Source organism: Thalassoglobus polymorphus (assembly GCF_007744255.1).
In the GTDB taxonomy this organism is placed as follows: domain Bacteria; phylum Planctomycetota; class Planctomycetia; order Planctomycetales; family Planctomycetaceae; genus Thalassoglobus; species Thalassoglobus polymorphus.
This window is the reverse complement of sequence record NZ_CP036267.1, coordinates 1,710,893-1,734,490: the sequence shown is the minus strand read 5'-3', so window position 1 is coordinate 1,734,490 and position 23,598 is coordinate 1,710,893. Positions and strand designations below refer to the sequence as shown.

The following is a 23,598-nucleotide window of genomic DNA, read 5'->3' as shown; positions in this document are numbered from 1 at the left end:
AGTTGGGGTGGGATCGCGGCGCGCTTGTTGTTCAACAATCATACCTTCTGCGGAGAATACTTCCAATGCTAAAGTTCTTTTCGCCTCTGTTTAGAGTCGGAGTCTGTTTGAGTCTTATCTTTTGTATCGTCGAAACTTCTCAGACGGCATCAGCAGAAAGCCGACAACAACGGCTTTCCAATTCTAAGAAGAAAGCATCCTTAAGTCAAAAACATGTTCGCTTATTAACGATTGGGAACAGCTTTTCAAGAAACGCGACGAACCATCTCGACGATCTCGTTAAAGCTGGGGGACATCAACTGACTCACCGACCGGTCACTGTTGGTGGCGCATCGATGGAGTTGCACGCCAACAAAGCACTGAAGAATGAGCAAGATCCCCAAGCAGCAGCAGGCTTGTATTCAAACAAGTCGAGCCTGCAACAGGCTTTGCAGTCAGACGACTGGGACTATGTCACCATTCAGCAGGCGAGTTTCAAAAGTCACAACATCGATAACTATCGTCCGTTTGCCTCGCAGCTACAAAACATCATCAGCCGCTATGCTCCCGGTGCGGAATTACTCGTTCATCAAACCTGGGCTTACCGTGTAGACGACCCACGTTTCACGAGACCTTCCAGCAACGAAAAAGAACCAGCGACTCAAGCGGAGATGTACGAAATGCTCTCCGATGCTTACAAAACGATTGCTTCCGATCTTGGCGTCCGTCGCATTCCTGTCGGTGATGCGTTTTATATCGCAGATACGGATAAAGCATTTGGTTATCGCCCTGACAACTCGTTTGACAGCAAAAGTGCCAAACATCCTCAACTTCCGAATCAGGCGCATTCGCTGCATGTTGGTTGGCAGTGGCGAAAGCAAAAGGGAAAAGATCCGGGATGGGTCTTGCGAATGGATGGCCATCATGCCAACACAGCTGGCGAGTATCTTGGAGCATGTGTCTGGTACGAAACTCTCTTCAATGAAAGTTGTGTCGGAAACAAATACATCCCCGAGGGACTCGACAAAGACTACGCTCTTTTCTTGCAGAAGACAGCTCATCAAGCAGTCGCCAAAAACAAAGATCAGCGGACCTCTCCAGTCCAGCGTAAATTCAACGATCCAAAACCTCAGCGGTACAAATTGCAGGCACGCGCCAGCAAAATTGATCCAAGAACGAAAGAGTACCCCGAAATCAAATTCGTATTCGGGACAGACCAAAAGCCTCAGGATCTCGAAAACGCTTCGGTCGATACCCGCGTCGCTCCGGAGGGGAAACTGGTCATCTGGCTGATGGGCCATAATGATCGACTCTTCGAACGACTGAACAATTACGGCTTACATGCAATTCAAGTCAGCTATGCCAACAAATGGTTTGGAACACTCTGTCGACCACAACCCAAAGACGCACAGGCGCGGGGGAATGTGAGACTCGAAGCAGCCACAGGAGAAGACTTCAGCGACGAACTCGACCTCGCTCGTCCAGACGGAATGGCGGAGCGTGCATTCCAGTTTGTGAAGTGGCTGGCGAAAGAGAACCCTCAAGGAAACTGGGAACAGTTTCTCAGCAGTGACGGCAAAGGACTTCAGTGGGATAAGGTCATCATCTCTGGAAGCTCTCACGGATCTACGACCGCTGCCCGTTTTGCGAAACATCAACGTGTGGATCGCGTCGTCATGCTTTGTGGTCCACGCGATCAGGATCAAGACTGGCAAGCGAATCGATCAGCAACTCCAGCGAACCGCTACTTCGGATTCAGCCATGTTCTCGATGGTGGATGGAGTGGAGATCACTACTGCCGATCATGGGAACTCTTGGGCATGCACGAGTTCGGCCCCATCGTCAATGTGGACGATGAAGCAGCCCCATACAAGAATACGCGCCGACTGATTTCTTCAGCTGACGTCAAAGGAGATGCCAAACGGGCTCACTCCTCAGTTGGTCCCGGCGGAGCATCACCGAAGAATGCCGAGGGCGAATATCTGTTTGAGCCTGTCTGGAAATATCTTTACACGCATCCCGTGGACGAGGTAGGTGAACCAACTGACGAAGACCCGAGTTGTAAAAGAGTTCATATCGAATTCAACTAATTCCTATGAACAACAGTCATTTAATTATTGAGCCGGACACATCGAGTACATCGAGTGTCCGGCTTATTTGATGACATCACTCGCAACTTGCGTAGACTTTTTGAGCAGACTCGATGATCACAGTTGTTTCATCGCCCTGGAGAAGTTTCTGAACCTCCAACTCCGATGCAAGGGGGATGATAAACAGGTCTTCAATTTCCTCTGCTGGCAAGTCGCTCAGCAGATAGACGTTCGCCCAATCAACAGCCTTTGCGATTCGGGTAGCAGCGAGGAAATCTGGCGGGCTGACATTTTGAATAGGTTTGAGTGCCTCGCTCGGCGTGCGGGCTTCTTTAAGAATATCAAGTCCCGGTCCACGTTTTTGAGTCAGTTGTGACAGGACAACAATTCGGCCATCGCGAGAGACAATTCGCCGAGCGACGTCAATCGCATGGGCCACTTGCTCCCAGGTTTGTGGTGTTGTTGTCTCCTCGACAGCAACCAGCACCATCTCCGCTCGCTCCTCCAATTCAATACGACAGGTCGAGTTCAACTCGGCGCGAACGTCACGGGCCACGGCATCTGCAGAACCAACAAAGATCGACTGCACTTCTTTTCCACGACCGGGGATAATGCTGATCACAAACTGAACCCCCAAGAGCCAGCCGACTTCTTCAACCTGCTGACGTAACGGACGAGCCTCTGACGGTGACAGTTCATCGTGGCCATGCCCAATGGATTTCATAATCGCATTGGTTTCGGAGAACGCAGGGTAAAGGACACTTGCCTCCCCGCAATACCCCAGCACAGGATCAAAGCTCGCCGGTCCAACAGGAATCACCAGGTCCGCTTCGAGAAGCTCTTTGGCAAGATAAATTCGTTCTCCCGAGGCCGTCGAGGCGAGATAGCCACAGACTTCCTTCTCAGTCGGATCGTGACGCTTCAGCTGAATTTTTTCCTGCAGATCTTTCGATAACAGCGAACGGGGATCAACGGATGAGGTGCCCCCCCATGTTCCCGGCTTTAAGATGAGTAAGTCTTCCGGCTGAATTCCCCCAGCAGAGAGTTGCTTCCACAACATCGCCACCACCGCATCGGCACGCGGTGTTTCCTCTGCGAGGGCGATGACAACGCGATCCCCCGGGACACAAGCAAGTTTCAATTCCGGGAGTTCCAAAGGATTCGCCAGAGACTCCCGCAGTCCGGTTGCGAGATCTCGCAAGTCTTCTTTGGGCTGAAAGTGCAGGAGCGTCCGTTTTCCCAGGACCTCTCCCTGGAAGCGGGCATCACGTCCGTAAGGGGTATTCAGTTGAATCAGTTCATGCGACATAAAATTATTTTCTCGGTTTCGAACGTCCAAAAATGTAGCCGGACAGTTGAAGTGTCCGGCTACGGGTTCTTGCCGTATCTATTGAGCCAGCGTTTCTTTCTTCATGCAAGTGAGTTTCTAGCCACAACTGCTCGCACTGTCTATTCTACGGTTCACTTCGATTGAATCTATTCACAAATTCAGAGTTTGAGAACATCCATGGCGGACCTTTTCACCATTGGCAATTTCATGACATTGCTCATGCTCATCCTGCTTCAGGCAGTTTTGGGTTTTGACAATTTGTTGTACATCTCGATTGAATCCAAACGGGTCCCGGAGGACAGGCAAAAATATGTCCGCAAATTGGGAATCGGCCTAGCGATTGGCCTGAGAATCCTGCTGTTGATCGTCGTCGTTCAGATGCTCGAATCTTTCAAAGATCCGTTTTTTGAGATCCACATCAAGAAAGTCTTCGAAGGAGAGTTCAACCTTCACGCTCTGATTACTATCGCGGGTGGTGGGTTTATCCTTTACACAGCGGTCAAAGAAATCAACCACATGCTGGCGATAGAACACCTGGAAGAGCATCAATCTGATGCAAAACGCTCGGTCAACGGAGCAATCTTCTGGATTGTGCTCATGAACCTGGTCTTTTCGTTCGATTCCATCCTCAGCGCGATGGCTCTGACCGACAACGTCATCGTCATGGCGATTGCAATTATCGCGAGCGGTCTTCTAATGATTTTCCTGGCTGACCACGTCGCTGAATTTCTTAAGAAAAACCGTATGTACGAAGTCCTCGGCTTATTCATTCTGTTTATTGTCGGGGTGATGCTGATTTCGGAAGGTGGGCACCTGGCTCACATCAAGCTATTCAGTTACGAAGTCCACGCGATGACGAAAACCACCTTCTACTTCGTCCTCGCAGTGCTGGTCATTGTCGATATTGTTCAAAGTCGTTACCAGAAGAAGATCGCACTCATGCGGGAACTCGCTTCCAGCAAAACCGCAAAGCATTAAGAACCGCTAACAATACTCCTGAAATCGTTTTGATTCGCTGAGCTTCGCGATCTGATTCAGGTTTTGTTAGAGCCAATAAGTTCCCTGACAACTTCATCAACCGCCGGTGAGCGACCGCTTTTAACTAGCCCACGATCATCGACCGGGGAAAAACCAACACTCGAATTCATTCACCGACTTACTTATTCGCGGATCATTCATGGCGGACACGCTTTACATTGTCGATACGTTCTCGCTGATTTTTCAGGTCTTTCACGCGATCCGGCAACCGATGACCGGTACTCGTGGTCAACCGACGAATGCCGTATTCGGCTTCACCGGAGACATTCAGCACCTCCTGAAAGAGAAATCGCCTACGCACATCATCTGTGCGATGGAGTCGCAAACGCCGCAGGAACGTGTCGCGATTTACGAAGACTACAAGGCGAATCGCGACGCCATGCCCGACGAGCTGCAACCGCAGATCCCACTCATTCTGGATGTCGTCGATGCGTTTGGAATTCCGATTGTCTCGTACCCGGGATGGGAAGCAGACGATGTGATCGCCACAGTGGCGACTCGGGCTGCTGCCGAAGGTTTCGACGTGCGCGTGGTGACGAGTGACAAGGATATTCGGCAACTTCTCGCCCCAAAGATCAAAATCTACAGCATCCGCAAGAAGCAACTCTACGACGAAGAAAACCTTTGGGATGACTGGGGTGTTCGCCCGGACCAAGTGGTCGATTTCCAGTCGCTGGTCGGAGATAGTGTCGACAATGTGCCAGGTGTGCCACTCGTCGGACCGAAGAAAGCTCAGGCACTCCTCGAAAAGTTTGAGACACTCGAACAAGTCCTCGACAATGCCGATCAGGCTCCGGGGAAAAAGCTGTCTGAAAATCTGAAAACGTATCGTGAACAGGCACTGATGAGTCGTGAGCTCGTCCGGTTGAACATCAGCCTCCCGATTAAGTTGACTTGGGAAGAATGCCGTGTCTCCAAGCCTGATCATCAGCGACTGCTCGAACTCTTCACCGATTTTGGATTCCGTCGCTACGCCAACGAAATGGAAACCGCACTCGCTCAGACAAAAATCGAAGAGACAGGCTCACCAAATCGAGAATGGACCAAAGTCGACGACAAGGAAAAGTTCGCAGAGTTTCTCAGTGAGTTAAAAGATCAAGAGAAATTTTGCGTCGATCTCGAAACGACAAGTATCGACCCGCTACAGGCAGACATTGTTGGCTGGGCGTTTTGCTGGGAGAGTGGACGCTCATTTTACATTCCTGTCGACGGTCCCAAAGGGACAGCTGTTCTCGATCCAGCCGAGGTTCTGGCAGCCATCAAGCCGATTCTTGAAGACGACCAACGCACCATCGTCAACCAGAACATTAAATACGACATGCTCGTTCTGAGACGTGCCGGAGTCCTGATTGCGAACCTGGGTCTCGACAGCATGGTCGGCGATTACCTGCTCGACGCTGGGGCACGAACTCACAGTCTCGATGACATCTCGAAGAAGTATCTACATCGCCAGATGATCCCGATCAGCAACTTGATTGGGAAAGGTAAGAAACAGCTGAAGATGTTTGAAGTCGATGTCGACGACGCAGCCGAATACGCCAGCGAAGATGCCGACGTCTGCTGGCAACTGACGGAGGTCATTGAAGAAAAACTCCACGAAGAAGATTTGTGGGACCTCTATTGGAATCTTGAACGTCCGTTGATTCCTGTGCTTGCCGAAATGGAATGGAACGGAATTCGTGTCGATGTCGATGAGCTGAAACGGCAAAGCGATCACCTCACATTGCGACTCTCACAACTGATGGGAGAGATCTACGAAGCTGCCGGGAGCGAATTCAATATCGACTCTCCCAAACAGCTCTCAAAAATTCTCTTCGAAGATTTGAATCTGCCGATCATCAAACGGACCAAAACCGGCATCAGCACTGATCAGGAAGTTTTAGAAAAGCTGGCATCCGAGCATCCGCTCCCCGCGAAAATCATCGAACACCGTCAACTCTCCAAGTTGAAGGGAACTTACCTAGATGCGATCCCGAATCTGGTCAACAAATTTACGGGAAAAATTCATACCTCCTTCAGCCAAACGACCGCAGCCACCGGACGCCTCAGCTCCAGCGATCCAAACTTGCAAAACATTCCGGTCCGGACTGAAGAAGGTCGATTGATCCGCAAAGCATTCATCCCTTCCGAGCCGGGCTGGAAGTTAATTTGTCTCGACTACTCTCAGATCGAACTGCGAATGCTCGCCCATTTCTGTGGGGATGAAGAGATGTGTAGCGCCTTTCGTGACGGTGTCGATATTCACACAGCGGTGGCTGCACAAGTCTATAGTGTTCCGAAAGAGGAGGTCGACTCGTCACAGCGCCGCGTTGCCAAAGCGGTCAACTTCGGTGTGATCTACGGACAGTCATCATTTGGCTTGGCAGCATCTTTGGGCATCCCGAAAGACGAAGCGGCTCAATTTATCGAGGACTACTTTACGAAGTATTCGGGCGTACAAGCTTTCATGGAACAGACACTCGATGACGTCAAAGAGACTGGTTACGCGACAACCATTCTCGGACGAAGACGCGAGATTGCAGGGATTCGAGGAAAGCGTTGGGGCAACCTGAATATGCCTGAGCGGACAGCGGTCAATACCGTGATTCAAGGTTCAGCCGCCGACTTAATCAAGCAAGCAATGATCAACGTTCATCACCGAATGCAACGAGAAGAACACCCCGCCAGAATGCTCCTGCAAATCCATGATGAACTCGTCTTCGAGGCTCCTGAAGCAGCGGTTGATTCGCTCATTCAACTGGCTCGCGAAGAAATGGAATCAGCGCTCGATTTAAGTGTCCCGATCGTTGTCGATTGTAAAACCGGCGACAACTGGCTCGATGCCGAGTAATTCGAGCAGTTTGCTTCACCGTGCGCCCGTGAAGTACGCATTTCTCTAGTTAAAATACTGTTCGCCACGAAGCAGAACCTGAACAACGAATTCGAAAGAGGCTCTAAAGCAATTGAACTGGATCAAAAAATTAAGCCGGACAGATTGACTGCCCGGCTTAATTCGTGATTAATCTGAGTGGAAGGTCGTGCTTTCTGTGCCGATGCTGAAACGATTCTCTCAGGAAAAATTTTCAATTCCACGAGGCAGGTCTCGTACGACATCTCGAAAAATTTCTTAGTGATGGTGTCCACCATGTCCTCGGTAACGATCCCAGTGACCGGTGTTATGGTAGTCGTAGTGACCGGGCACATAATCGTAGTGGTTTCCATGCGGAACATATCTTCCTGGATGGTAGTCATAATGTCCGGTGTTGTGCCAATAGTAGCCACCATGCCCCCTATGACCATTCCCATAACCACGATTGTAGTTGTGGCCATAAGATGGATAACTTGAACGATATCCAGAATTGAACCCGCTGCCACCTAAGTAGAACCGGACTCCACCTGCTTCAGCGGACGTTCCGGCCAAGCCCAACATAGCAACAACTGCTGTCAATGCGATGAAACGTTTCATTGTCTTGTCCTCTGATTGAGTTTTCTTGAAGGCAACCATCTGCCTGATCCAATTTGATTACGCAGCTGCAATGCCAAACCGGCAAGAAAAGCCGAACAGTTGTTAAAACCAGCAATAACCGCCGATTCAGCACGTTTTTAAGCTAACACACCCTCAAAAGAACTGTCGCAGAATTGAGTTTCGCGCCATCGCTTCGACAACAGATATCAAACCTCATCGACACAACAACAACCAGTTCGATGACAGACCGATCAATTCCCGGCAGGTGAATTTGCTTCCACAATCTGCGATACTTATCATCAACGCTGGCCTATTCGTTTATCGCTCAATCATGGAGGCTCTCATGTCGACTGCTGCATCCCCTGAATTCATCGTTGCTACTCCCAAAGTTCGTAAGTCACAACTTCTCATTGGTGGAGAATGGTGCGACTCCGTCAGTGGAGAGACTTTCGGAACCTACCACCCGGCAACCGAAGAGAAAATCACCGATGTCGCCAAAGCAAACGCGGAGGACGTCGACCGAGCGGTCAAAGCTGCCAGGAAGGCCTTCGAAGAGGGCGAGTGGCCGAAAATGGATGCTCGTGAGCGCGGGAGACTGCTGTACAAACTCGCGGACCTGATTGAAGAAAACGCTGAGGAACTCGCAGCGTTAGAAACTCTGGATAACGGAAAACCGATCATCGATGCCCAGACTGCAGACATCCCGCTCGTGATTGATTGCCTGCGATACTACGCAGGCTGGGCAGACAAAATTACTGGCGACACGATTCCGATTCGTGGAGACTATTTCTGTTACACCCGCCGGGAACCTCTGGGCGTGTGTGGTCAAATCATCCCCTGGAACTTCCCAGCTTTAATGGTCTCCTGGAAGTGGGCTCCCGCGCTGGCAGCTGGCTGTACCATTGTCATGAAGCCAGCAGAGCAAACTCCGCTCTCCTGTTTACGAATGGCAGAACTTGCAACCGAAGCAGGTTTCCCACCGGGAGTCATTAACATTGTCACCGGATACGGTGACACCGGAGCAGCCATCGTCAAGCATCCTGACGTCGACAAAATCGCCTTCACCGGATCAACGGAAACGGCGCAGCGGATCATGGCTGACGCTGCTCAAACTTTGAAAAGAACTACTTTCGAGCTTGGTGGCAAGTCACCGAACATCGTCTTCTCTGATTGTGACATCGATGCAGCGATTCAGGGAGCAGAATTCGGGCTGTTCTTTAATCAAGGACAGTGCTGCTGTGCGGGAAGCCGTTTGTTTGTCGAAGAATCGATTCATGAAAAATTCGTGGAGCGACTCGTTTCACGCGCTCAAGAGCGAAAGCTTGGCAACCCGTTTGACACCTCGACCACACAAGGTCCACAAATCGATGCCGACCAGTTCAACAAGATCATGGACTACATCGAGCGTGGCAAGCAAGCGGGCGCGAACTGTATCACAGGCGGAGCTCAAGAAGGGGACAAAGGCTTCTATATTCAGCCGACCATCTTCGACAACGTCAGCGACGATATGGACATCGCCACCGACGAAATTTTCGGCCCTGTTCTAAGCGTCTTTCCGTTTCGGGATATCGATGAAGTCATCGAGCGGTCCAATAAAACATTCTACGGACTCGCAGCCGCCGTCTGGACTCGGGACGTCGCGAAAGCTCATCGCATCGCGGGTTCTGTCCGAGCAGGAACCGTGTGGATCAACTGCTACGACGTCTTCGACGCAGCCGCCCCATTCGGTGGATTCAAAATGTCCGGCACAGGACGAGAACTCGGCGAAGCGGCACTTGCCAATTACACCGAACTCAAAACCGTGACGATGAATCTGAAATAGATTCTGAAATAAGTATTTCAAACTTCTTCAACGATGACTTTAGCGACGCACTCGAAGTGCGTCGCTAAACGATTCGGCTTGCTTGAGAAACTCTTCATGCAATCTCAAATCTATCCGCTCGCTGCTGCGCTGGTTCTTCTTCAATGTGTTGCTGCAAAATCGACGCTTGGCGAAGTCTCGCGCCCCAATTTTGTCGTCATTCTTATCGATGATTTACGGTACGACACCTTTGGGTTTATGGATCACCCCTTTATCGAAACGCCAGCTCTGGACAAGATGGCTCAAGAAGGGATGCAGTTTACAAATGCGTTCGTCACGACGTCATTATGTTCTCCTTCGCGAGCGTCGTTCCTGACTGGCCAGTACATGCACAACCATAAGGTTGTCGACAACGCCGACCTGATGCGAAAAGGGACAATCACTTTCCCTCAGATTTTGCAGACGAATGGTTACGAAACCGCATTCATCGGGAAGTGGCACATGGGAGGGTCCAGCGACGCCCCGCGTCCCGGATTCGATCATTGGGTCAGTTTTTTAGGGCAGGGGACTTATCAGCCTGAAAAACAAAAGATCAACGTCAATGGTGAGCGTGTCGCCAGAAAAAAGTACATGACGGATGAGTTGACGGACTATTCCGTTGACTGGCTGGCACAACAAGACAAAACGAAACCTTTCCTGCTCTACCTGTCGCATAAAGGAGTCCACGGACTTTACGATCCCGCTGCACGCCATCGTGATCGCTACAAAGAAGCTGCCTGGGAACCGCCGCAAACAATGGCGAACACTTCGGTAAACCGACTCGACAAACCGATGTGGGTCCTTGATCAACGCAATAGCTGGCACGGTGTAGAGTTTCCTTACCATGGACGATCCGGCCAAAGCATCGAAGAGATGTACAAGCATTATTGCGAGATGATCCTCTCAATTGACGAGAGCCTCGCAGCAGTCCGCAAGTCATTAAAAGAGCAGGGGCTTGAGGAAAATACAATCATCTTCTTCACTAGCGATGGTGGCCACTTGTGGGGAGAGCATGGCCTCATCGACAAACGTTGTGCATACGAAGAATCGATCCGAATTCCGCTACTCGCCTTTGCTCCGAAGTACGTCGCTGAGGGAAAGAGATGTGATGCAATCGTCTCGAACATCGATCTGGCACCAACCGTACTGGAACTGAGCCACTCCCCAATCCCAAAGGAGATCGACGGCGTGAGCTTCGCACCGCTGTTGCAAAAACCAGAGAGCTCCAAGAACACTCGTAAAACGTTTCTCTATGAGTATTACTGGGAACCGAGCTTCCCTCAAACACCGACGACATTTGCCCTGCGCGACAGCAACTTCAAGCTGATTCAGTATCAAGGTGTGTACGACATCGATGAACTTTACGACATCAAAGCTGATCCTCAAGAAACGAAGAACCTCATCTTTCAGCCATCGATGAAACCGATCGTCAACAGAATGCGTAAGCAACTCTACGAAGAACTCAAACGAACAAACGGCCTCGCCATTCCTCTCGGCTTCAAACGGAATCATGGCTCAAATCAACGGAGTCCAGAAGGTGCAAAGCGAGCAGAATTCCCTGATCGAATGATTGCTCCAGCGCCAGAATGATGCGGGCGGAAATTGAAGAAAGAATGTGAATCCGGATCATCCATCCCCCGGATAGGTTCACATGATGTCCCCACGTCTTTGCGGGATACCCTTGAAAGGCAAAACGTTTCTGCCCCAAACGAATGATTAGTTAACGCGTTTTGCCTCTTGGTGAGTTCTCGATAAATTCAAGAATGTGATCTTCACGAACCAAGAAGCACAGAAAAGACTTCCTCCAAACTCTTGACTCCAAAACGATTCACCAGACAGACGTTCATGGTTTACTTGTCGTCAATAGGTTGTTCTCGTTCCGGTTGATCTAAATCAACGGACCTTGTCACAAATGTCCCGAAGTGGGTCATCATGTGGGCGCCGGCTGAATAGTAAATCGACTGAACCTCTTTGAGCTGGGTTGTGTTTTTCACAGGCGCAGAAATCAACGTTGCGCCAGCAGCTAACTTTTTCTGATACTGCTCAACCAGCTCATCGGTGTCCGCAAACCAATCGGCTGAGGTATCAATGTCGGCAGCCTCGTCGCTTGCACTCAAGACGTAGATTTCGTCTGCCTTCACACCGATCTGAATCAATGCTTTTTTCGCAGCGTTCCCTTGCTCAACAGAATCTAACACTGCAATAGCACGACCACTTGGGTGGTCGATTGACTTCGTTTCGTCTGACATTGTGTGACCTTCATTTCGTTGCTGTTTTGGTATTGAACAATCATTTTGGCACCCTGGTCTTTGCACACGCTGACTGAGAGCGCTGAGCAAAGGGGCAATGAATCAGGGACGAGGACAAAGGGACATAAAATCCGAAATTTGAATCGAATGTTCGAACCTCACCCCCGACTCATCAATCCTTCGCAATCATTCACGCTGCCTGTACGCAAAACTTCACGTCGGACTCCAAACTATTCTCATTCCACTTTTTAGATTCTATAGACTCCTGCAATTTTTTGTAGGGGCAGATTCTGAGAAGCTTCGTTGAGGATCGAGATCAAGTCGCAAAATTCAGGCCTCCAGAAACTTTTCTCCACTCGCCAGTGATTCCTGAATGGCTCATCCGAATTCGGTTCCGTTCACTTGATATTGAAACACTTGCCCAGATTGAGAACCAGTCCGAAAACTTCTGAAACGACCGCTTTCTTCGACGAACCTCTCAGACGCTCCTCGAATTTTGACGTTCAATTTTGAGTCAGTTCAAACAACTTCCTCAACATGCGAATAATCAGCCTTCTGGTCGCTAATGTTGAATTCATATTATTTGTACAATCGATCCAGCGTCGTCAAAAACGACGATTCAGAACAGCTTGAGCACCTCCCGAATTGGTGTTCAGGTCCTGCCTCGTGCCGAACAGCATTATCATGAGAGAAATGCGTTCTTCACGGGGAGATGTTAGAGCAAACGTTTAAGCAAACTGCTCTAACATCACTCCCGGAATCGAAGTTATTGGCTGGAATTCCGACCGCACGTTCAGTTTTTGTTAGAGCCTCTCACCGAATTGATTTTCTCTGGATGTGACATGGTACCAATTGATCTCAAGGAATATGAGTGGAAAATCAACGTCCGTCAGTTGACGATGGACGATTTTGAAGACCTCATCGCAATGCAAGAACGATGTTTCCCCGGGATGACTCCGTGGAAACCAGACCAGATTGAATCCCAAATTGCGACCTTCCCTGAAGGGCAAATTTGCGTCGAAATCGATGGAAAGCTTGCAGCTTCTTCAAGTAGCCTCATCCTCGACTATCGCGCAGAGATGTCTTGGCACGACTGGACAAAAGTTGCTGACGAAGGATACATCCGGAATCACAACCCCAAAGGAGACACGCTCTACGGAATCGAGATTATGGTTGATCCCGAGTTTCGCGGACTGAAACTCTCTCGCCGAATCTATGATGGCAGAAAGGAACTTTGCCGTAAGAAAAATCTGGCCAGGATCATTATCGGAGGAAGAATTCCCGGTTATGGTCAGCACGCGGACAAGCTGACAGCCCGAGAGTATGTGGAAGCGATCGTGGACAAATCGCTATTTGATTCGGTTCTGACTGCACAAATTTCGAATGGTTTCTCACTTCGTGGGTTGATCCCCGATTACTTCCCCAGCGACACTGCTTCGCGTGGCTACGCAACGTTTCTCGAATGGCTCAACCTCGACTATCAAAAGGGGGCCAAGCGTCGTTTTCACAATCCTGTCGAACCGATCCGTATTGCAGCTGTTCAATATCTAATGAGACCCATCAACAGCTTCGATGAAATGGCACAGCAGTGCGAATTTTTCATTGATGTCGCCTCGGACTACAAATGCGACTTTGTCCTCTTTCCGGAGCTGTTCACAACTCAATTGCTTTCCTGCGTCCCCAATTCACGCCCCGGTCAGGCCGCGCGACAACTCTCTGAATTTACACCGCAATATCTCGATTTTTTCACGGAGATGGCGGTCAAGTACGATGTCAATGTGATTGGTGGTTCACACTTTGCCGTTGAACAGGGAGAGCTCTTCAATATTTCCTATCTGTTCCGACGTGATGGAACGCTCGGCAAACAGTACAAGCTGCACATTACCCCGAGTGAACGAAAATGGTGGGGTGTCTCCCCCGGAAATAAAGTTGAAGTCTTCGACACGGATTGCGGGACCATCGCGATCCTCATCTGTTACGACATCGAATTTCCTGAACTGGTCCGCATCGCAGCCCAGAAAGGGGCACAATTAATTTTCGTCCCATTCAACACCGACACGAAGCATGGCTACCTGAGAATTCGGCATTGCGCACTGGCACGGTGTGTAGAAAACCATCTCTACGTCGCCGTTTCGGGATGTACTGGAAACCTCCCATTCGTTGAAAACTCGGACATTCACTACGCCCAGTCCGCCATCTTCACCCCGGCGGACGCAGAGTTCTCACGAGATGCCGTCGCTGCCGAATGCAACGCCAACATCGAAACGATGATCATCCACGACTTGGACCTGGAAATGCTCCGCCGCCACAAAGAAAGCGGCAGCGTCCAAAACTGGAACGACCGCAGAAGAGACCTCTACAAAGTTGTCTACCAGGAAGATGGAGAAGAGAAAGAGGTTTAGAGCATCTTTCGAATTGGTGATGAGCGCCGATTTCGCCTCCGGCGAGCCACCCACCGGGGAAGGTAAACGGCCATGCAAGATGCAGCGACATGACTGCTGATCAATTGTGAATTTGCTCTAAAACTGATCCGAAAACCTCTGCAATCGTCGTTTGTCTCTATGTTTGAGAGAGCAAATTTACGAACGATTGACGTTCACCTCGACAGACCGGGAGCGGCGAGATTCGCACCCGGATGAGATTCCATTTGAGAGAAATCTCATCTTGCCTGTGGAGACGAGAGATTTGTTATAGCGGGTGGACAGCTGAAAGTCTCACCCAGATTCGGCGAACGCTCACCTTGATCTGGGCTCCGATTTTCAGCCTCCCGCGTACGGATGGTCTCTACCTGAGACGGTCAGCCGCGTCTATTCCACCAGTTGTATCTCGCTCGGTTGCCACGACTTGTCGAAAAAACTCTCCTTCGGACTGTAGAGCCGAAGAAGGATGACCCAGCCCTTCTGCGGATCGGTCTGAATCCAATTCCCTCGTTTCACACCCTCAGGCTGTTCGGGCGAAAACCAGACTGTCGTCGTCCCGTCGCTGGCCTGCTCAGCTGCCGGGGAGGGGTACGCTTGGCTGCCGGCGCGGGGATACTTCTGTGGCGTTTTGAGCATCGAACGGGTTTGATTATCGTAGAGCGTCAGAGACCAGAATGCAGCGGCGGGAATGTCCTTCGGCAGGGTCACTTTATAGGTCTTTGCTCCGTCAAAATAGTTTCCATTCGCGTCTTTGATGGAGAAAAGATACTGCGATCCAACGCCCCTCAGCCGCATCGCCATCGCCGGTGTGATCCCGGTTGCGTTGTAGAAGAACGAGGTTCTCGCGTCGTTCTGCTTATATCCTGTTGGAGGATAGGGCTTCGCGCCCCCTTTGGTAATTTCAGGCAGCGGCGTTTCGAAATTGTAGCCGCCCAGGAAGAGCGGATTCCACCATTGCGAGTTCTTGTACCAGAACCAATCCGGATTGCGCGGACTGAAACCGAGAGTACGACCAGTCGCGTTGGCGACCTTCACAGCATCTTCCAAGATGCCTTTCATTCGGGCATTCGGAGTGAACTCCTCTCCCTTTTTGATCCCGATAGCAGCGATCGGCCCCATCAGTTCTGTATCAAGGACCGTCGCAGGTTCGCTCTGCACCAAACGGTTCAGCATCTCATAGTAACTGTAGTCGTTCGGCGGAATGGTGTTCATGGAGAGACCGGTGCCTTCGTGATAGACCGGCTTCTTCGGCTCCGCGTTTCTGCCAAGCTCGACGCCACCTTCCAGATAGCGAGCGATCGATAAACCAACGCCGCCCGGCTCATAGGGATAAATTCTCAGATTATCCTTGATGACCTTGACGGTTGGAGCAGGATCGTCGTTTGTCAGAAACGAGCGACCGAGCATGATGACGCGGGTCGTCTTGGAATGTGCAACGTAGAAGCCGTCTTCCGGCAGGTACCCGTCATAACCCGGCCCCACGAGCAGGTATTTGCCGCCTTCGCCGCGATCGGGACCTGGGCGACCAAAGTCAATAACCCAGCGGAACCACATGTCGTCGAACGTGCCAAGCGCGTTCGGGGGTGTCTCGACAACCATCGGTCCATCGGACAAGTTGACGAAGCCAAGGTAGTAGACAGTGTCTGCATTGGCAGTCAGGAAGAGCGACTCGGAGTCCATGAGTTTCGAGAACAGCAGGATCTCATTGTCCTTAACGCCCGCAGCCTCGAAACCCTCGAGAACCGCCTGCATGCTCACGCCTTTGAACGTGTCCGTAAAAGCGCGGAATGCGTATGTGAAATCGAGATGATCGTAGACTTTTTCTGCAGTTGCCTCACTCGGCGCCCCGTCGTTGAACTGAAGTGTCCCGATCCTTGACTCGATTTTGTCGGGGGTCGTGATTGACGCAGGCGGATTGTCGACCTGTCCCATTACAGGAAATGGGGCGAGCGCAGTCAGTAACACTGCCATCGAATACAACTGCAATTTCTTCATCAATAGTCTCCAGGTGCTTAAGTTACCAAGCCGACAAGTCTGAACTTGAGCGACCGAACGTTCAGCGTAACGCAGTTGTGGCGAGAGACGTTGAATTCAGAAAACGTCCCGACAACAACTTTTGTTCACGCAGTGAATACTCATCATGGCCTCGTTGTGGAGTGAGATTATCTTAAGGTTTTACTGGCTCAAGATTACGTTTCTGTACTCGTCCCAGGAGACTTTCGTCCTGATTCCGGTTTTCTTTTTCACAACACGAGGAGACTCGGCATTTTCGATGCTGATCGTGCCCGTAAAGCTCACTTTCATGACTTCATAGCCTCCTCTCCACAAGGCAGAACCTGAAAACCCATTCAAAAAATGCGATCGAGCATATCTAAAATTCGTCTTAACAGTTCTGTTTCGTGGAAGCAGCTTATGGACTTGTGAAAACGCACTTCGCGGACAAGAGAAGCATTGGAAATGCTCCAGGATAAGTTTTTTCAAACTTCAGCATCAATGTTAATGCCGGACTGCTCTGCACGCAAAGCAAATGCCTTGCTGCATTGTCGTATTCTTCCGCAAGATTTTTTCGCACACTCACTTGAAATCGGAGCCTGATGCATTACCTCCGTTCTCTTCACATCCCAAATGTTCCTCGCACAGCAAGAGGACCTCCTGTTGATGCGGACTGCAACTTCATGGGGGTTGGCTGGCAGACTTCTGCTTGGATGAAGGCATCACTTTCGTCCTTCGGTCACGCTTAACACTGAATGCCATTCAGAGTGACAATGTTGAGAAAGAGAAGATCGAACAACTCAACCAGTCCATTTCCATCCGGTCCCCGACCTGAAATCGCTCCGAACGAGTTGAGTCGATCGCTGGCCTTATCAGCCAAAAATCAGTCAGCAATGGTCAAGGTCTGACAGTATAAAACTGATAGATGTCATCGAGGATGAGGTACAGACAAGGGACCAGTACGAGGATAATGGTTGTGGAAAAAAGAATCCCGAAGCCGAGTGAGATCGCCATGGGAATGATGTATTGGGCCTGCAGAGAGGTCTCGAAGATGAGTGGCATAAGACCGCCAAAGGTCGTCAATGTCGTGAGCATAATAGGTCGGAACCGACGGAGCCCAGCTTCCGTAATCGCTTCGAATGCAGATTTATCACCGCGATTACGATTTGCGTAGTCGATCATGATCAGTGAATCATTGATGACAACGCCAGAAAGAGCAATGACTCCCATGAGGCTGACAAGAGAGAGGTCATAACCTAACCACATATGCCCTAACACAGCTCCGATAATTCCAAAGGGAATGGCAACCAGCACGATGAGTGGCTGAACATAGTTCCGGAAAGCAACTGCCAGGAGAGAGTAAATGATTGCCAATGCGAGCCCAAAATATCCCCACAATGCCGAAGTCGCCTGCCGCATTTCTGCGTCGCTGCCTTCGAATGTCCAAGTAATCCCGGGATAATCATCGCGAAGTTGCGGCAGTGTTTCTTCTCGTAAAGCTCTGATCACCTGGGTGACGGCACGCTTGGGATCGACATCCATGGAAACGTTGACAACTCGCCGACCGTTGCGGCGATTGATACTTGTGAAGGCCTCACTTTTTTCTACATCAGCGACATCAAGTAACGGAACTTCCACTCCATCGGGAGTTCGGATCACCAAGTCTTCGAGATGGTGAATGTCTTTTCGTTGCTCTTCTGGCAGCTTCACACGGACTTCAATTTCGTTCGTTCCACGCAGCAGACGGAGTGCCAGTGAACCGAAGAATGCGGATCGTAATTGATCCCCCACCTCTTCATCAGTCAACCCAAGGGATCGGCCTTCGGGACGAAGTTTGAAGTCATACTGAGATTTCCCTTTATTATAGCTATCACTGACGTCACGAGTATTTGAAAAACTTTCGAGACGTTCTACAAATGCTTGCGAAGCCTGGCCAAGAACATCGACGTCGCTATGACTGAGATCGATACTGATATCCTGACGAAAACCTCCAGGACCACTTTCGGCTTCAAATGTAATTTGATCAACTCCCGGGAGATCGCCAATCGAATCTCTCCAGAGTTCAATGACTTCGTTTGCTGTCATGTCTCGCTGATCAGGCGGCTTGAGAACAATCTCGACATCAATAAAGTTTTGACGGCGAACATTTGTTTTAATCCCCTCTGCCACTTCATGAAGATTGTGTTCATCAAACATGCGTTGGCTTGCCTGGGTCACAATCGCAGCGAGCTCAGCAGACTGCTCACGGGTCGTTCCAACGGGGAGTCGCACACCACATTCAATCTCATCAGCTGAGACCTCTGGCATCAGAACCATGCCCATGTGGGCGCTCAACGCGTACCCACCAACCACAAAAAATAATCCGAGCGCCAGCGATGTCGTCACGTAGCGGATTTTCAGGAATTGCTTGAGGATCGGACCGTAAATGATTTCCACGAGACGAGTGAAACCGCGGCTAAAACTTTGCTGTCCGCGATGAAGCAATCCTCGCAATCCACGAGACCGTGATGCCGAACCGGCATGTGTCAGGTGGGCAGGTAATATGAACAGGGATTCAATGAGTGAAAGTGCCAGTACAACAATGACGACTGCTGGCAATGGTCGCCAAAACTTTCCTGTTTCACCTGGAATAAAGAGCAGGGGAATGAACGCGACGATATTCGTCAGAATACTGAAGAGAACCGGGCCGGCAACATCTTTGGTCCCGTCGATTGCTGCTGAGAGGTCATTTTTTTGTTTTAGCCGTTCTTCATAAACGTTTTCGCCGACAACGACAGCGTCATCAACGACAATTCCCAGGACCACCAGAAAACCAAAAAGTGAGATCATGTTGATGCTCAGGCCGACGAGAGGCAGAAGTAAGACTCCCCCCACAAACGAGACGGCCATCCCCATCATCACCCAAAACGCCAAACGGAATTCTAAGAAGAGTGACAAAATCACCAATACGATGACGACCGCTAATACAGCGTTCTCGATGACCAGACTCAATCTGCGGCGAAACTCTTCCGCATTATTATTGTCAATGCGCCACTTCACCCCCGGTGGCAACGAACTTTCGAAGTCCGCCATCGTCTCTTCGACCGCTTTGGCGATTTCGATCGGTGACTGGGAACCGACGCGGAAGATATTTAGCTCAACAGAAGGAGTCTCATTAAACTGAGAATGGAACCCGATTTCTTCAAATCCATCTCGGATTGTCGCGATATCGCCTAAGGTCACGACCTGTCCTTCGGCTCCACTGACGATCTCAACTTCTGCAAACTCGTCGGCTTGTTGCTTACGAGCTTTGAGGCGGAGCAAAATTTGGCCGGAGCTTGTCTCCACAGCACCTGCTGCGACATCCTGGCTGGACGTTCGTATAATGCGAGCAACATCAGAAAGAGTTAAACCGTATTGCCGGAGTCGCTGCCGGGGGATCTCGACATGTGTGACATACCCCGGAACTCTTCCCAACTCGACTTGCGTGATTTGTTCGTGCGACTGCAACTGGTCACGGAGTTGTTCCGCCAGTTTCCGAAGCGTCCAGACATCGACTGGCCCAAATAACCCGACCTCCATGACTTCCTGTTGTTCGGATTGCAGACTCACTTCGGGCTGTTCGATGTCGTCAGGAAACGTTCGAATTCGATTGACTGCCTGATCGATATCCTGGAACGCTTTCATCCGGTCCTGCCCAGCGACGAGCTCAATCAGCACATCACCCTGACCTTCTCGGGCTTCGCTGGTAATTTCTCGAATCCCATCAACGCCGCGAACTGCTTCTTCAATTGGGCGTAAAATTCCCTGTTCGACTTCTGACGGAGCAGCTCCCGGATAACCGACGCCGACTTCCACAACATCTAACTGAAACTGGGGAAAGACTTCTTTCTGAATTGTAAATGCAGACCAGACTCCTCCACCTAGCAGAATCACCATCAGCAGATTGGCTGCAATGGAATTTCGAGCCATCCAAGCAATTGGCCCTGGAGAAGCCTTCGGTTGGTCAATTTCGGCACTCAATCCAATACCTCGTCAGAATCTTCGGTTTGAATCGGTGTCGCCTCGGCTTTACGTAGTCCAATCCCTTCGGCAACCGTTGCGAGATTGGTGATCACGATTTCGTCTCCCGAGTTTAATCCCGTTTGGATGTAGGCATCTTCGCCATCCCGAAAAACGATCTCGACTCGACGAATTTCCAGCTTGTCATCTTTCATGACCCAAACAGTATCACCTTCATGGATGTATCCACGATTTAAGCGAATCACATCTTCGATGGTTCGACCTGCGATATGAGTCTCCATCAACGTTTCGAGAATCAATGGAGGTGCATCTGATTTCAGAGCTAGAGGATCCTGCACAGTGATTAACACACTCGCCAGTCGTGTCTGTGGATCCAAAGTTCCAATCATGCGAGCGACTGTCCCAGTCCGTGTTGCTCCAGCCGGCCATGTGTCGGTATTTCGAAGCACGACCTCTGAACCACTCTCGTCTTTGTCTTGAAACTGAATCCATTTTAAGTGACGAATCGGAACAGATGCCATAATCCAATACTCTTCGACACCTACAAGCTGAGCAAGTTCATCGCCTGGTCGGACTTGCGATCCGACATTCACCGAACGGCTCATGACATGCGCATCGAATGGGGCGAAGATTTCGGTTCGTTCCAAATCGAGTTTTGCACGTTGAACGGCTGCTTCAGCGGCGCTCACTTCAGCACGAATCGATGCAATCTGCGGTTCTCTCAGCACCAGTTCACGGTCGGCGCCTTCGATTGTCCCTTCGAGTAAAGCAAGTTCCTGCTTGGCGACTGATTGTCGACCTTCCTCGATTTTCAACGCTGCTCGAGTCTGCTGCAGTTCACTTTCTTTGATCGAGACAGCATTCTCAAAATCCGCAGGGTCAATCTTTAAGAGAAGATCGCCTTTCTTGATCATCCCTCCCGGAACAAGCTTCGGCCCCATGAGAAGAACTTGTCCGCTAACACGAGGACTGAGGACGACATCACTGGCTGGCTCAACCGATCCCAGCACTACTATTTGTGGTGAAAACGCACCGCGCTCGACGGTCATCGTCTCAACCAGCGCTGCCGATTTCCGTGTCGACTCAATCTTTTGAGCTGTCGGCTCGGTTTGATTGATCACCACAACCGCCGCAACTGAGGCGCTGATAATTCCGAGGCAGATAATGATCGTAAGAATGATGCGAATCCAGCGCCACTTCGGTTTTGATTTCGGCGAATCACTCATCGACAATGATCTCTAGGGGAGGAATTTCTTCGTCTAACTCTAATAAATCAACGGCTTCAGCTGGTTCGTTCGAGTCAACTTCTACAGTGGGAGGAACTTCAACTTCTACAGTGGGAGGAACTTCAACTTTTACAGTGGGGGGAACTTCAAGTTCTACAGTAGAGGGAACTTCAAGGGTTGCGGGAGCAGTCGGCTCAAAGCTTCCTGCCAGGGCGAGGTAGAGTTCTACACGATTTTGTATCAGGTCCAGTCTGGCAGACAGCACTTCGCGTTGCAAGCTTTGCTCAGACATGATTGAGCTAAGCACGTTCAGGTAGTCAACTTCTTGAATAAAATAATACCTGCGAAGTATGGGGGTGGACTTCTCTGCCTCTTCCAACTGAGCTTTCAGACGGTCAATTCTTTCGAGGATATATCGTTCACGGGCGAGTGCGTCTTCGACTTGTCTAAACGCGAGCAGCGTTGCTTGATTATAGTCAGCGAACCGCTCTTGCACGATTGCGTATCGACGATCAACTTCGGCTCGACGTTGACCGCCATCCAGCAGCGGACCAATCAATTGACCACCGAGACCAACAGCCCATTCCTGAAAGAGTTTTTCAGGACTATCGGTCAATGTTGTGAGAGATGCAGTAAGATTCAATCGAGGATACTGGGCACTCACAGCCGCAGCGAAGTCGTAGTCGGCTGCTGTCAATTCAAGAAAAGCACGACGTACGTCTGGGCGACGTTGAACCAGTTCCGCGGGAAGTCCGGTAGCTGGCGCAGCTGGCAGATCTGGTAAGTTTTCCTGAGTCTCATATGTAGCTTCCTGAGGTGGATGCCCTAAGAGAACTGCTAGTACATGTTCAAGCAGTTCGATCTGGAGTTGCACGACGACCGCCTGTTCACGTGTCGATTCGACAAGTTGTCTTTGACGAAACACATCAGGACTGCGTCGAATCCCTCCACCGAAAGCAGCCTCCAGAAGCTCAACACCGGTTTGATTCGTTTTGATTTGCTGATTGAGCAATGCCAGCTGAGCATGAGCTTCGATCAATGCAAACCATGTTCGTGCAATTTGACCGGAAAGATTTAAGGCAACGGCGTGATAGTCAGCACCTGTCGCAGCAGCTCTTAAGTTTTCTCCTTCAACTCGATACTCGATTTCCCCCCAAAGGTCCACCGGATAATTGAAGTCGACACCAAGTGCATAGTCCGCCCGATCGGGGCCATTCGTAAAAAAAATGCTTTCAGTTTCAAGAAACCCGTCCACATCAGGGAAAAAATCAGAAGCTTCACGACGGGCAAGTGCATGAGCCGCATTCAGTCTCTCTACGGCAGCGACCAAATCGAAATTACCCTGAAAGGATAATTCAATGAGTGAATTCAGGCGAGTATCTCCGAAGGTGAGCCACCAACGATCTGGAGGAATGACTTCACCGCTCGATGTAAACGGCGGCTCTGGATCAGTCGACCAAAAGATCGCCGATTCACGAGAGGCGCAACCCATGCAGAAAAGGTGCACGAAGAAAACGACCCACCGATATCGACTCGCCTGAAATGTTTCGGAAGTAGACATGTCTGGCGATACTAAACCGATGCCAACTTTCCGGACAATATAAAAACGCGAGCTCGCCCTCTTGTTGATAAACAAGCCTCATCAGATGGCATAAACTGCCGAAATGAGATGAGTATCGAGCCGCCTCACAGGCTTGTTGAACCAGTCGCAATAGCAGTGCGATTCGACTTGGCAATGATGGCAATCACGATGAGATACTCAAAAAGAATGCTCCCGAGTCAATGTCACGTGGCGAGAATCATCATTCTGCTCCAAGAGGAGAGAGTTAGTAGAACTGTTTTCACTAGAGCAGCTTGCTCTACCGTGTGCCCGTGAAGTACGCATTTCTCTAGAACTGACCCTGGAACTTAAAATTGCTCTCTCAAACGTTGAGAAAAGCGGCTATTCCAGAGGTTTTCGGACAGGTTCTAAGAACTCCCAGATCAT

13 protein-coding genes are annotated in these 23,598 nt (G+C 50.3%); 6 read left to right on the top strand and 7 right to left on the bottom strand.

Annotated features, from left to right (window positions below):
- Window positions 1-65: 65 nt before the first annotated feature.
- Window positions 66-2,069, top strand: coding sequence for a BPSS1187 family protein (locus Mal48_RS06380; protein ID WP_145197211.1), 2,004 nt, complete (start codon window positions 66-68; stop codon window positions 2,067-2,069).
- A 76-nt stretch (window positions 2,070-2,145) separates the two neighbouring features.
- On the opposite strand, the gene Mal48_RS06375 is transcribed toward Mal48_RS06380, so the two are convergent.
- On the bottom strand, window positions 2,146-3,378 hold the full coding sequence (locus Mal48_RS06375) for a lactate racemase domain-containing protein (RefSeq protein WP_145197209.1): 1,233 nt from the start codon (window positions 3,376-3,378) through the stop codon (window positions 2,146-2,148).
- 198 nt (window positions 3,379-3,576) lie between these two features.
- Between Mal48_RS06375 and Mal48_RS06370 the strand changes: the two genes are divergently transcribed.
- Both Mal48_RS06370 and polA read left to right on the top strand, forming a co-directional pair.
- Complete coding sequence (locus Mal48_RS06370; RefSeq protein WP_197442106.1) at window positions 3,577-4,377, top strand: TerC family protein; 801 nt, start codon at window positions 3,577-3,579, stop codon at window positions 4,375-4,377.
- A gap of 199 nt (window positions 4,378-4,576) precedes the next feature.
- Complete coding sequence (polA, locus tag Mal48_RS06365) at window positions 4,577-7,267, top strand: DNA polymerase I (protein WP_145197207.1); 2,691 nt, start codon at window positions 4,577-4,579, stop codon at window positions 7,265-7,267.
- 276 nt (window positions 7,268-7,543) lie between these two features.
- Here polA and Mal48_RS06360 read toward each other — a convergent pair whose 3' ends face one another.
- Entirely contained in the window at window positions 7,544-7,882 is a 339-nt protein-coding gene (locus tag Mal48_RS06360; RefSeq protein ID WP_145197205.1) for a hypothetical protein, read from the bottom strand.
- Between the two features lie 343 nt (window positions 7,883-8,225).
- Between Mal48_RS06360 and Mal48_RS06355 the strand changes: the two genes are divergently transcribed.
- Window positions 8,226-9,704 (top strand): aldehyde dehydrogenase family protein, encoded by a 1,479-nt coding sequence (locus Mal48_RS06355; protein ID WP_145197203.1) that lies wholly within the window; start codon window positions 8,226-8,228, stop codon window positions 9,702-9,704.
- Between the two features lie 33 nt (window positions 9,705-9,737).
- The gene (locus Mal48_RS06350; protein ID WP_145197201.1) at window positions 9,738-11,312 is read left to right on the top strand and encodes a sulfatase family protein; all 1,575 of its coding nucleotides are present in this window, start codon (window positions 9,738-9,740) and stop codon (window positions 11,310-11,312) included.
- Window positions 11,313-11,572: 260 nt separating this feature from the next.
- On the opposite strand, the gene Mal48_RS06345 is transcribed toward Mal48_RS06350, so the two are convergent.
- Entirely contained in the window at window positions 11,573-11,971 is a 399-nt protein-coding gene (locus Mal48_RS06345; RefSeq protein WP_145197199.1) for a hypothetical protein, read from the bottom strand.
- 842 nt (window positions 11,972-12,813) lie between these two features.
- Between Mal48_RS06345 and Mal48_RS06340 the strand changes: the two genes are divergently transcribed.
- Window positions 12,814-14,373, top strand: a complete 1,560-nt coding sequence (locus Mal48_RS06340; protein ID WP_145197197.1) for a carbon-nitrogen hydrolase family protein — start codon at window positions 12,814-12,816, stop codon at window positions 14,371-14,373.
- Between the two features lie 405 nt (window positions 14,374-14,778).
- Here Mal48_RS06340 and Mal48_RS06335 read toward each other — a convergent pair whose 3' ends face one another.
- The 4 genes from Mal48_RS06335 to Mal48_RS06320 form a co-directional block, all read right to left on the bottom strand.
- Window positions 14,779-16,386 carry a DUF1254 domain-containing protein gene (locus tag Mal48_RS06335; RefSeq protein WP_145197195.1) on the bottom strand — a complete coding sequence of 536 codons (1,608 nt, stop codon included), beginning with the start codon at window positions 16,384-16,386 and terminating at the stop codon, window positions 14,779-14,781.
- Window positions 16,387-17,280: 894 nt separating this feature from the next.
- Window positions 17,281-20,334 (bottom strand): efflux RND transporter permease subunit, encoded by a 3,054-nt coding sequence (locus Mal48_RS06330; protein WP_145205828.1) that lies wholly within the window; start codon window positions 20,332-20,334, stop codon window positions 17,281-17,283.
- 47 nt (window positions 20,335-20,381) lie between these two features.
- Window positions 20,382-21,611: an efflux RND transporter periplasmic adaptor subunit gene (locus Mal48_RS06325; protein ID WP_145197193.1), complete on the bottom strand. Its 1,230-nt coding sequence runs from the start codon at window positions 21,609-21,611 to the stop codon at window positions 20,382-20,384.
- Entirely contained in the window at window positions 21,604-23,172 is a 1,569-nt protein-coding gene (locus Mal48_RS06320) for an efflux transporter outer membrane subunit (RefSeq protein WP_145197191.1), read from the bottom strand. Before Mal48_RS06320 ends, Mal48_RS06325 begins: the two co-directional genes overlap by 8 nt.
- Window positions 23,173-23,598 lie beyond the last annotated feature (426 nt).